The 11,698-nt window shown below is 68.3% G+C and carries 9 protein-coding genes; 5 read left to right on the top strand and 4 right to left on the bottom strand.

Annotated elements, in window-relative coordinates:
- The first annotated feature begins 65 nt into the window (after positions 1-65).
- On the top strand, positions 66-1,136 hold the full coding sequence (locus JD77_RS33055; protein WP_211372709.1) for a hypothetical protein: 1,071 nt from the start codon (positions 66-68) through the stop codon (positions 1,134-1,136).
- Between the two features lie 1,504 nt (positions 1,137-2,640).
- On the top strand, positions 2,641-3,903 hold the full coding sequence (locus tag JD77_RS27975) for a DUF6461 domain-containing protein (protein WP_145776871.1): 1,263 nt from the start codon (positions 2,641-2,643) through the stop codon (positions 3,901-3,903).
- Between the two features lie 148 nt (positions 3,904-4,051).
- Here JD77_RS27975 and JD77_RS27970 read toward each other — a convergent pair whose 3' ends face one another.
- From JD77_RS27970 to JD77_RS27955, 4 genes are all read right to left on the bottom strand, one after another.
- Entirely contained in the window at positions 4,052-5,332 is a 1,281-nt protein-coding gene (locus JD77_RS27970; RefSeq protein WP_145776870.1) for a cytochrome P450, read from the bottom strand.
- Between the two features lie 54 nt (positions 5,333-5,386).
- Positions 5,387-5,581 carry a hypothetical protein gene (locus JD77_RS33050; protein WP_211372708.1) on the bottom strand — a complete coding sequence of 65 codons (195 nt, stop codon included), beginning with the start codon at positions 5,579-5,581 and terminating at the stop codon, positions 5,387-5,389.
- Between the two features lie 178 nt (positions 5,582-5,759).
- Positions 5,760-6,464: a response regulator transcription factor gene (locus tag JD77_RS27960; protein WP_211372707.1), complete on the bottom strand. Its 705-nt coding sequence runs from the start codon at positions 6,462-6,464 to the stop codon at positions 5,760-5,762.
- Entirely contained in the window at positions 6,461-7,282 is an 822-nt protein-coding gene (locus JD77_RS27955) for a sensor histidine kinase (RefSeq protein ID WP_170286569.1), read from the bottom strand. Before JD77_RS27955 ends, JD77_RS27960 begins: the two co-directional genes overlap by 4 nt.
- Before the next feature lie 172 nt (positions 7,283-7,454).
- Here JD77_RS27955 and JD77_RS27950 point away from each other — a divergent pair, with 172 nt between their 5' ends.
- Genes JD77_RS27950 through JD77_RS27940 form a run of 3 tightly spaced genes read left to right on the top strand, consistent with a single transcriptional unit; the run spans position 7,455 to position 11,379 of the window.
- The gene (locus JD77_RS27950; RefSeq protein WP_211372706.1) at positions 7,455-8,507 is read left to right on the top strand and encodes an ABC transporter substrate-binding protein; all 1,053 of its coding nucleotides are present in this window, start codon (positions 7,455-7,457) and stop codon (positions 8,505-8,507) included.
- Entirely contained in the window at positions 8,504-10,255 is a 1,752-nt protein-coding gene (locus tag JD77_RS27945; RefSeq protein WP_145776867.1) for an ABC transporter permease, read from the top strand. The genes JD77_RS27950 and JD77_RS27945 overlap by 4 nt, the downstream gene beginning before the upstream one ends.
- A complete protein-coding gene (locus JD77_RS27940; RefSeq protein WP_145776866.1) occupies positions 10,252-11,379 on the top strand; it encodes an ABC transporter ATP-binding protein in 1,128 nt (375 codons plus the stop codon). The genes JD77_RS27945 and JD77_RS27940 overlap by 4 nt, the downstream gene beginning before the upstream one ends.
- Positions 11,380-11,698: the final 319 nt, after the last annotated feature.

The following is an 11,698-nucleotide window of genomic DNA, read 5'->3' as shown; positions in this document are numbered from 1 at the left end:
TTCCTGACGGGGTGCGGGCGGAGTTGGGGCGGGGTGGTGGGCCGGACGGGGGGCGGCTGGCGCGGGTGAGCACGTTCTTGCAGGGGTGGGTTGGTCACTGGTTGGACGCGAATAGGGCGGGGTTGCCGGCGGAGGTGTTGCGGCAGCGGGTTTTCCTGCCGTATTTGGGGGAGCAGGCGCGGGAGCTTCAGGAGCGGGACCCCGCGCAGGTGGTGGGGTTGTTGCGGGAGGGTGTCGGCGCCCGGGTCGTTGACGCGGGTTTCCTGGATCCGGTGGAGATCGGGGATCGGTATTCCGTGGCGCGTGCCGAGTTGGAGGACGCGGGGTGGGCGCTACCCCCGTGGACGGATGTGTCGCAGGAGCGGTTGGATTTCCTCAACGCCCATGACCGTGGTTTCTTGGTGGAGGAGTTGTCGCCGCTGTCGGCTCAGGCGCATCTGGTGGGCCTGTGGACCTCTTCCGATGGGCCGTTGCTGGATGAGGAGTTCGATGCGGTTTCTTCCGCTGTCGTCGGTTGGGGCAGCGGCTTGGCCGCCTCGGCGGGGCGGTTCTTGCTGCCGTTGTTGGCTCACGCCACCCTCAGTCGGATTCGTGTGGTGGAGTCCACGGGGGAAGGGCTGCGCCTGGTGGAGGCGTATGGGCCGTCGCAGGGCCGGCGGGTCATCCTGCTGGACGACCCCGACAACCCGGGCCACTACATCCCCGCCGGCGTCGTCACTCGAGAGGACGTGGTTGGCTTCCGGCCCGTCAAGGACGGTCCCAGTCTCCGTACGTGGCTGGTGGGCAGGAAACTCGTAGCCGGGATTGAACTGCTCGACGAGGGGCGGACGGTTGAGGTGATCAAACTGCCCCGCGAGGGGACGGCTGACGGGCCGTTGAGGGAGTGGGTGAACGACTGGGTCCGGTCGCTGAAGGGTCAGCGTGGCCCCGACCGCCATCCCTACAGCACTCTTTCGGTGCATCTCTGGTCCGGTGGCCTCATCAGCACAGCGGCAGTCGGGAGGTATTGGCTGGAGATGCCGCAGGTGCACGGGGGCGGGCACAGCAGGGTCCTGGCCCACTGCCCCAGGAGCGGGAAGAGTGGCTGGAGAAGATGGTCGCCTTCCAGCCCGGTGAGAACGGCCCAAGCAACCTGAAGGAGTTCCTGGAGACGCAGCAGCAGCTTCCAGAGTGGATAAGCCTAGAAAGGCGAGGTGGAAAACTAAACGACCACACGTGGACCTTGGTGAAAGATTGGGCCCGGAGGAAGCTGAGCCAGGTCGCCGACGACCGCCGCGGTATTGTTCCGCGGTCCGCCGAGATAGCCGCGCTGTCCGGCGGCCTCATCGGCTGGCGGACGGCCTACAGTGTGTGGAGGGAGGACGCGGGCGGGTCACAGCCGCGTGCTGGCCAGCTACCCGAGGGGTAATCCAACGCACTAATTGGACCGATGTCGTACTTGGTGCCAGAGTGGGCCCGAAGGATGAAGGTCAAGCTCGGCTTCCGTCCGGTGATGATCGCCAGGCTTTCCGGCGGCCACATCAGCCACCTGGGGGTCGAAGACGCGTGGAAGGCGGACCCGGGCGGGTCGCAGCCGCGTGCTGGCCAGCTACCCGAGGGGCTCGGGGCACCGGACGGGGTCCAGCCGCAGTTGACCTTTAGGCCGGGTGCCAGCACGAGCGGGGCGGCTGTGGTGGGGCGCGTGAGCCAGAGGCCGGGTGCCGGACGTGACCCAGTTCCCAGCCGGCGCCATCACTCGAGAAGACGTGGTTGGCTTCCGGCCCGTCGCGGGCGGTCCCAACCTTCGTGCGTGGTTGGCGGGCAGGCCCCAAACGGGGTTCTGCCCTTCGTGTGGGAGACGGCTTTGGGGGAGTTGAGAGGCTGGGTGAACGACTGGGCCCGGTCGCTGCAGGGACAGTCCGGCCCCCACGGCCACCCCTACAGCCAGGCGTCGGTGGCGTTTGGTCCGGCAACCTCACCAGCCGCGCTGAGGTCGGGAGGTTGTGGCAGAAGACGCCGCAGGTGGGCGCGGGTGGGTCGAAGTCGGGTTCTGTCCAGCTGACCCGGGAGCAGGAACAGTTGCTGGATCAGATGGTCGCCTTTAAGCCCGGTTGACGATGGCGCCAGCAACCTGAAGAAGTTCCTGGAGACGATCGAGATTCCAGAGGAGATATCTCTGGAAACGAAAGCCAACGCACTAAGCGATCCGATGTCGTACCTGATGAAAGAGTGGGCCCGAACGAAGAAGGACCTTAAGCAAGCCGACGTAGCCACGCTGTCCGGCGGTCTCATCAGCCAGCCGGGGGTCTCCAATGCGTGGAGGGAGGACGCGAGCGGGTCACAGTCGCGTTCTGGCCAGCTACCCGGGGCGTCGCCGGAGGGGCGGGAGACTCGTCCCCGGGGCGACATCGAGTTGAACGACAACCTCAGTCCACAGCAACCCTGGCCCGGCGCTCCGGGCCCGGGTGGGATCGACGCGCCGGACCCGGCCAGTGCGGCGGCTTCCGATGGGTCAGCTGTCCGTGGCGGTCCCGGCTGGTGACCGAGGCCCTGGTCGACGAGTTCGGTGAGGTTGAACTGTGTGGTGGCCGTACGCGTGCTCCGTGTGTCAACCAGGTGCGTTCGCCGGCCCTCCGGCGGACCTGATCGGAGGGGTCCGATATGCCCGAGGCGCTGCTCCAGTTCCACACGCTCGACGAACCTGTGGGGTCGCGGTCCGGCCGGTGGGAGCTGCGTTACGACGCCGATGGTCGCGCGGTGATCGCCGACCAGGACGGCACCGTGACCTGGTCCGCGGGTGCCGCCGGAGTGCTGCGCCTCGAGCCGAGCGGCGTCTTTGCCGTGTACTCCCGCGACGAGGTCGTATGGCGCGGTGACGTGCAGGTCGTCAAGTACACCGCGCTGCGCGTCTCCGACGACGGTGACGCGGTGCTGTACGACGACGGGTTCCCCGTCCACAGCGTCCTACACGGGCCTATCGAGCCGGTGTCGCTGGGTGACCGGGCGCCGGTGACGGAGATCCGCCACAACCGGTTCATCCGGTCGGCAAACGGCAAGCGCACCGTGTATCGCACCGCCGACGGCACCGGCCTGGTCTACCGGACGAGGCTGGGCCCTGGCCTGGCCTCGATCGTGGTCCTGCAGCCCGCAGAGGTCCGCCGGGCCGAGCAACCCGACACCTGGCTGACCTGGCGGTTTCTCGACGACGGCGTTCACGGTGCGTGGCGGCTGGTGCTCATCGGCCCCGACGACGCTGTCCACTGGGTTTTCGGCAGGGAGCGGGGCATCGCCCGAGGCGCCGGGTCCGACGACGACGGTGATGCGCCGGAGTGGCTGGCCAAGGGCCTGAAGGCGGACTCCGCATACTGCATCACCGTGATCCACGACGTCGACCCGGACGAGGCGCTGCGCCGATTCGGGGCACTCGACATGCAGATCTTCACTGCCACGTGGACGCAGCTGCGACGGCGGGCCGACTTCGAGGATCTCGATTCGGAGGGTCTCATCGTGGCAGCGTTCGCGCTGGGCCCACATACCCTGCTCGTCGAGGACGGCGGCCACGAGGCCGTCGACCGGCCGGATCTGTCCCTCGGCACGTTCGCGGTCTCGTCGTTCAGGAGCGCCGACGACGACCATCGCTTCCTGGTCAGCGAGGACGGCGAGGCGCTCGCATCCTTCACGCACGGCCTCGCCAGCCTTGCCGAAGGCGCCGATCCGACGGTGTTGACCGAGCCACTTGCCGAAATGGGCATCGACGACATCGATGAATTTGATGATGACGACGACAGTCTCCTGGACGACGTGGAACTGCTGTGTCAGGTCGCGGGTGTCAGCCCCGAGATCGCGGACGTCACCGGCCCCGCCCGGGGCGCGATTCTGCGCAGGCCGGATGTCCGCAGGCGCAGGTTCGCCCACTCCTCGTAAGGACGCCAAGCTCGACCGCGTCGAAGAGGTGACCGGCAGGTGGTGATCGTGGCGGAGGAGCGGCAGGTCTTCGCTCTTCCGCTGCGGCCCTCAACGCCATGAGGTCATGAGACGTGAAGCGGTGCCGACCGGCACCGCTTCAGGCCCTTCAGGACCGGGCGCGCAGGTCGATGTTCTGGTAGCCGTGGTGCAGCATGGTCGGGTTGAGCTGCAGGGTCGCCGTGTCGAGTTCGAACCGGTCCAGGTGCGGCAGCAGCTTGCCGACCGCCGAGCGGACCTCGGCGGTGGCCAGGTGGGCGCCCAGGCAGAAGTGGATGCCGTGGCCGAAGGAGAGGTTGCGTCCCTGCGGCCGATCGATCCTGAACTCGTCGGGATCGTCGAACTCGGCCGGATCGCGGTTGGCCGCCGCCATCTGCAGGACGACGATGGCACCCTTCGGGATGGTCGTCCCGGCGATCTCCACGTCCGCGAGCGCCTCACGGAACATGAACTGGATCGGGCTGGTCAGCCGGTTGGCCTCGTCGACGGCGCCGGGCAGCAGCGACGGGTCAGCCTTGAGCAGCGCGAGCTGGTCGGGGTTGTTGCACAGCTCCACGACGTTGCCGCCGATCAGGCTGGTGGTCGTCTCATTGCCCCCCACCATGACGGTGATCGCCATCATGAGCGCCTCGGCGGTGTTCAACGTATCGTCGCTCATCGACTGCACCATCGCGCTGATGATGTCGCCCTGCGGATCTTCCCGTCGCCGCTCGATGAGCGGCGCGACAAAGAGACTGAACTCCTGGAAAACGCGCATTTCCATCGCGGCGCCCTCCGCGGTGCCGCGGACATCCCCGATGGCCGCGTCGACGAAGTCGTCGGACCATTTCTTGACCTGGTCGCGCATCCCGTCACCGAAGCCCAGAAGGTCGACGATGATCTGTGTCGGCAGGGGGATCGCGAGCTGCCGCACGACATTGAACGAATCCGACTTGTCGATGCCTTCCAGGCATTCGTCGACGATGGCATCGATTGCCGGGAACAATTGCGCGATCCGTGCCGGGGTGAACGCCCGGCTGGCGATGCGGCGCAGGCGGGAGTGGTCCGGCGGGTCGGCTCCGTTGATGTTGGGGGCCTGCGTCAACTCCTGGACGTCGAGCTCCGCTGGGAATCCTGCCATGAGCGCCATGAGCTGCTGCAACTGCTCCGGGTTGTCGGCTGCCTCAACGGGGAACGCCGTGCCTTCGCTGGCGTTTGGCCTCGAGGAGAAAAGGTGTGGACTCTTGATGATGTTTTTGACGTCCGCGTAACGGGAAACGACCCACATGTCCGACCCGGTGCGGTAGACGGGGGCTTCCTCGCGCAGTTTCGCGAGGACTGGAAGGAGCTGGTCGCGGGGCTGCTTCCGAAATGGCTCGTAAGCGATTCGGTCCGGCGTGGAGATTGTCATGATCGGCCTCGTCCTCCCGGCTTCAGGCGGTTGAAGTTGAAGATCAGGCGTGGATCAGGCCGCCCGGACCGCTTGCAGCTGCCAGAACGGCATCAACACGTGCCCGTCGTACCCGCCGGCCTCGGCCAACGCGACGACGAGAGGCTGCGGCGCGCCGAGATCCCACGGCACCTTCGGGGCGGCGGTGGTGTCGCTGCGGTACAAGTCCTCGAATGCGGTGTTGTCGAGGCGGCTGCCAGGGTCTGACATGGCTTTCGCATTCGTTTCCGTCTACAGGGGGCAGGATTCCACGGAGCCTACGGCGACAGCTCCATGCCGTCGATCGCCGGAGCAAGGGGATTCCGCGCCGAACCGCAGCCGTCCGGTTCGCGGGTCGGCCGGTTCAGGTCACCGACCGGGCAAGTCACAGCCAGGGCCGGCGCGGAGCTCACGGCTGGTCGGCGGGCAGGTCGGGCATGAGGTAGCCGACGCCGCGCAGGGTGCGCAGGTAGTTGGTGCCGCCCGGGATCGCCGCGAGCCGGGACCGCAGCCGGTAGATCGCCGACTTGACCACGTCACGCCCGCCGATCAGGTCCGTCGTGCCCCAGACGGTGCGCAGCAGCTCCTGCCACGACTGCGGAACGCCCCGCCGGTTGGCGAGGTGGACCAGCAGCTTGAATTCGGTGAAGGGCAGGTCCAGCGGCCGCTGCGAGAGCGTCACCGTCTGGGTGCCCGGGTCGATGACCAGGTCGCCGATGCGGATGACGGCACCGCGGTCGCGCCGTCGGCGTACCAGCGCCTGGGCCCTGAGTGCGACCTCTCGCGGGTGGAAGGGCTTGGTGACGTAGTCGTCGGCGCCGTGCTCCAACCCGGCGATCACGTCGTCGTGCTGGGCCAGCGCGGTCAACAGCATGATCGGTACCTCGGAACGGGCCCGGATCCGCTGGCACAGCGTCAGCCCGTCCATGCCGGGCATCATGACGTCGAGGATCACCAGGTCCACCTGGTGCTGCTTGAGCAGTTGCAGCGCGGTCGCCCCGTCATGCGCGGTCAGGACCTGGAAGTCCTGGGTCTGCAGGGCGAACTCGACGATGACCGCCATCTGCGGCTCGTCGTCGACCACCAGCGCGGTCGGCCTGTCCGGACCGGTCACGACTGGCCGGGCAGGGTCAGGAGGAAGGTGGTTCCCCGGGTCGACGCGGTGTGCACCATGATTTCGCCTCCGTGTAGCTCCACGATCGTCTTGGTGATGACCAGGCCGAGCCCGGTGCCGTCCGCGAGGGGGAGCCCGGTGGCGAAGCGCTGGAACAACCGCTCCCGTTCCGCCCGGGTCATCCCCGCACCGTCGTCGGTCACGTAGATCGCCACCCCGGTGTCGATGGCCATGACGCGGACGTCGATGCTACCGCCGGGCGTGGTGAACCGGCTCGCGTTCGACAGCAGATTCGTCAGTGCCTGGGTCAGCAGCATCGGGTCACCGGGGATCCACGGCATCACCTGCGGGGTGTCCAGGGTGATGCGCTGGCCGCGCTGCTCGCACAGCGCGCGCATCGCCGCGACCACGTCCCGCACGACGACGGAGACGTCCAGCTTCTCCGGCTGGGGCGTGAACAGCCCGGCTTCGATCTTCGCCTGGATCAGCAGGCTCTCGCACAGGGCGATCACCTGCGTGCACTGGTGGCCGGCGACATGCAGGAAGCGTTCCTGCGCCGGGGTCAGCGGGCCCGGTGTGCCCTCCCGGAGCAGATCCAACGCGCCTTTGATCATGCTGATCGGGGTACGCAGCTCGTGGCTGAGCGCGTTGACCTGGTCGGCCCGCCGCTGCACGAGGGTCTCCAGGTGGACCAGCTCGGCCCCGCCTGACCGGGCTCGCCGGCGCAGTACCGCCGCGCTCGCTCCGGCGCCGAGCAGCATGCCGCCCAGCGCCGCGACCACCAGCCACCAGCCTGCGATCATCACCAACCCGCCCATCAATCGGCTCTTCGTACCACACGTGCCGGGACCGGGGTGCGGTTCGATGTTGGTGACAGCGGCGTCACCCAGGCTCACCTCGGCGTTACCGCCCGGCCCGTCACACACGCCTAACCTTGCCGAAACATTGAGCTGCGAGCCCGGTGGGTTCTTCGATACGGAGGTCGACATCGTGACGAAAAGATGGGCGGTGGCGCTGACGGCTCTGACCGTCGTGGCCGCGACCGCGGGATGTGCCAAGGAAGGGTCGGGCGCCGACAACTCGGCCACCGACGGTCACGTCGTGCACGTGGTCTGCGGTGCCACCGAGGACTGGTGCGCGGCGACGACCAAGAAGTTCACCGAGCGCACCGGGGTCAAGGCGGACTTCGTCCGGCTGTCCAGCGGCGAGGCGCTCGCCCGGATCAAGGCCGGCAAGTCCAACGCGGAGTTCGACGTCTGGTACGGCGGCCCGGCCGACGGTTACGCGGCGGCGGGGGACGAGGGGCTGCTGGAGCCGTACGTCTCGGCCAACGCGAGCGTCATCCCGGCCAAGTACAAGGATCCGCAGGGCGTCTGGACCGGGGTCTACGTGGGTGCGCTCGGCTTCTGCAGCAACACGAAGCTGCTGGCGAAGAAGGGCCTGGAGGCCCCCGACGCCTGGGCCGACCTGTTGGACCCGAAGCTGTCGAAGGACATCGGGATCGCCCACCCGTCGACCTCGGGCACCTCGTACACCGCGCTGTGGACCCAGGTCCAGCTGGCCGGCGGCGACGAGACCAAGGCGCTGGAGTACATGCGCAAGCTGCACCCGAACGTCCTGCAGTACACCAAGTCCGGCGCGGCGCCGGCGCAGATGGTCGCGCGCGGTGAGGTCGCCGTCGGCGTCATCTTCTCGCACGACTGCGTGGCCACCATGGAGGCCGGGTTCCCCGACCTGAAGGTCAGCTTCCCCGCCGAGGGCACCGGCTACGAGACCGGCGGCGTCGCCCTGGTCAAGGGGGCCAAGAACCCGGTCAGCGCCAAGAAGTTCATCGACTGGGCGCTGACCACCGAGGCGCAGGAGATCGGCCCGACGGTGAAGGCCTACCAGTTCCCGACCAACCCCGACGCGAAGGTGTCCGACAAGGTCGTCGATCTGTCCTCGATCAAGATGGTCGAGTACGACGCGGCCGCCGCGGGCGAGGCCAAGTCGGCGCTCAACAAGCGCTTCGACGCTGAAGTTGCGCAGGCGCCGAAGTCATGACCGCCCTGCTGCCTGACCGTGACCTGGCCACCGTGCCGACGGTGGCCACCAAGCGGCGGCGGCGCAAGGCCGACCTGGGTATCCGGGTGCTGATCGTCGCCAGCTCCGTGCTGGTGGCGATCGGCGCGGCCATCCCGCTCATCGCGGTCATGGCCACCGCCTTCGCGCCGAACGCGCTGCCCCGTTACGCGGAGTTCTTCACCTCCCAGGTCGACCTGACGATCCTGCGCAACACCCTGGTCCTGGGCGCGCTCGTCGGCCTGTGCGGCACCGCCCTGGGCTTCCTGTTCGCCTTCGTCCAGGCCCGCCTGGACGTGCCGGGCAAGAAGATCCTGCACGTGATCGCGATGATGCCGATCGTCAGCCCGCCGTTCGCGGTGGCGACCGCGACGGTGGTCCTCTACGGCCGTCGCGGCGTGATCAGCAACGGCATCTTCGGGATCGAGTACGACATCTACGGCCTCGACGGCCTGGTCTTCGTGCTCTCGATGTCCCTGTTCCCGGTCGCCTACCTGGGGCTGCTCGGCATGCTCCGCGGCCTGGACCCGGCGCTGGAAGAGGCCGCCATGAACATGGGCGCCAGCCGCTGGAAGATCCTGCGTACCCTGATCCTGCCGCTGATCGCCCCCGGCCTGGTGGCGCCCTTCCTGCTGCTGTTCGTCGAGGCGATCGCCGACCTGGCCAACCCGCTGGTGCTCGGCGGCGACTACACCGTGCTGGCCAGCCGCGCCTATCTGGCGGTGACCGGCGAATACGACCTGACCAGCGCCTCGGTCTACTGCGTGATCCTGCTCGTGCCCTCGCTGGCGATGTATTTCGGCCAGCGCTGGTGGCTCAACCGCAAGGTGCGCACCACCATCACCGGCAAGCCGTCGGGCAGCGTCCACCTGATGACCGGCTGGGGCCGCTGGCCGATCTACGGGCTTGCCGTGTTCATCGCGGCGATCATCGTCAGCCTGTACGGCACCGTGATCGTCGGTTCGGTGACCAAGGTCTTCGGCGTCGACAACACCCTGACGCTGGAGTACCTGAAAGAGGTGGTCGCCGGCGTCGGCGTGGAGGCCGTCCTGGACACGCTGACGTTCGCGGCGATCGCCACCCCGATCGCCGGCGTGGTCGGGCTCGTGATCGCCTGGCTGGTCGTGCGTCACCTGCGCCGCACCGCCTGGCTGCTCGACCTCGGGGGCACCCTCGGCGTCGCCGTGCCCGGCACGGTGCTCGGCATCGGGTTCGTCCTGGCCTACCGGCCCGACCGGTACATCGGCGACTTCGAGGTCTTCCCGAGCCTGGTCGGCGGCAGCGCGCTCGCCGCCGGGGCGGTGTCGATCGTGCTGGCGTACGTGGTGCGCAGCATCCCGGCCGGGCAGCGCACCGCGATCGGCGCGCTCAGCCAGCTGCACCCGTACATCGAGCAGGCGTCGACGGACCTGGGCGCCAGCCCGGTGCAGACGTTCCGCTTCGTCACGCTGCCGCTGATCCGCCCGGCCCTGCTCACCGGACTGAGTTACAGCTTCGCCCGCAGCATGACCTCGGTGTCGACCATCGTTCTGCTGGTCACCCCGGAAACGAAGATCATCACTTCCCAGGTGCTCAGCGCCGCCAGCACCGGCAGATACGGCGTGGCGTTCGCCTACTGCACCGTCCTGACCGCGATCGTGCTTGCCGGCTTCGGCCTGATCCGCCTCGTTGTCGGCGCGGGCGCCTCGCTGCACCGCACCGCGAAAACCGAAAGGCAGAAGGAGCAATGACCGTCGCCGCACCTGCAATGGCCGCATCCGCGACCCGGGAGACCGGCAGCGGTCGCCTCCAACTGGAAGCACTGACCAAGCGGTTCCACGGACGTACCGGCCTGGTGACCGCCGTGGACCAGGTGGACCTCGACGTGCAGCCCGGTGAGTTCATCACCCTGCTGGGCCCGTCCGGCTGCGGCAAGACCACCACCCTGCGGATGGTGGCCGGGTTCGAGGACGCCTCCGGCGGGCGCATCATGCTCGACGGCAAGGACATCGACAACCTGCCGCCGCAGCGGCGACCGATGGCCATGGTGTTCCAGAGCTACGCGCTGTTCCCGCACCTGAGCGTGGCCGAGAACATCGCCTACGGGCTCAAGCTGCAGCGCAAGCGCAAGGACGAGATCTCCGCCGCCATGCGGATGGCGGTCACCAGCATGAACCTGGTCGGGCTGGAGGACCGCAGCCCGCACGAGCTCTCCGGCGGGCAACAGCAGCGGGTCGCGCTCGCCCGGGCGCTGGTCGTGCAGCCCAAGGTGTTGCTCTTCGACGAGCCGCTGTCCAACCTGGACGCCAAGCTGCGCAACGCGATGCGGGCCGAGATCCGCCGCATCCAGAAGATGTTCGGCATCACCAGCATGTACGTCACCCATGATCAGGACGAGGCGATGAGCATGTCCGACCGGATCGTGGTGATGAACAAGGGCAAGGTCGAGCAGGTCGCCACCCCCGGCGAGATCTACGCCCGGCCCGCCAGCGTCTTCGTCGCCGACTTCATCGGCCGGGCGAACTTCCTGGAGGCCGTACCGGAGCGGGTCAGCGGCGGCATGGCCACGGTCACCGTCCTGGACCGCCAGATCACCGTGCCCGCCCATCCGAAGGTCACGACCGGCACCCAGGGGGCCCTGATGGTGCGGCCCGAGAACGCCCGCCTCGTGCCGGTGACCAACGGCGGTACCGGGATCGGCGTCGTGCTGCGGTCCACGTTCCACGGGCCCAACATCGACTACGAGGTGGAGACCACCGGCGGAACGGTCACCGTCACCGAGCCCGGGGTCGACCCGCGTGAGGCGCTCGGTGAAGGGGTCAACGTCAACGTGACCTTCGACCCCCTCCGGGCGTACCTGCTCACCCGGGACTGAACAGCTGGGCCAGGCCGGACCGGGACGCCAGGGGCTCCTGGTCCGGCCGCCTCGGCACGGAACGTGGACTGCCAGCGCCGACGCGGGACAACGCGCTGGTGAGTCGTGGGCCCCCTTCAGCGGCGTGCGGTGGTAGGTGACGAGGGTTCTGCCGCCGCACCCGCTCAGTCAGCGAGGAGCGCAACGGTGACTCGACGATTGTGGATTCCGCGGCCGATAAGGCGATGGCGTCTGCGGCGGCGACTGGCCGCCGAGGAGATCCCGCCCGGCACACTCGGCTTGGCCTTCGAACAGAAGCAGGATCGCCGGCGCCGCCAGG

The organism is Micromonospora olivasterospora (genome assembly GCF_007830265.1).
GTDB classification, from domain to species: domain Bacteria; phylum Actinomycetota; class Actinomycetes; order Mycobacteriales; family Micromonosporaceae; genus Micromonospora; species Micromonospora olivasterospora.
This window is presented reverse-complemented; position numbering and strand designations above follow the sequence as displayed.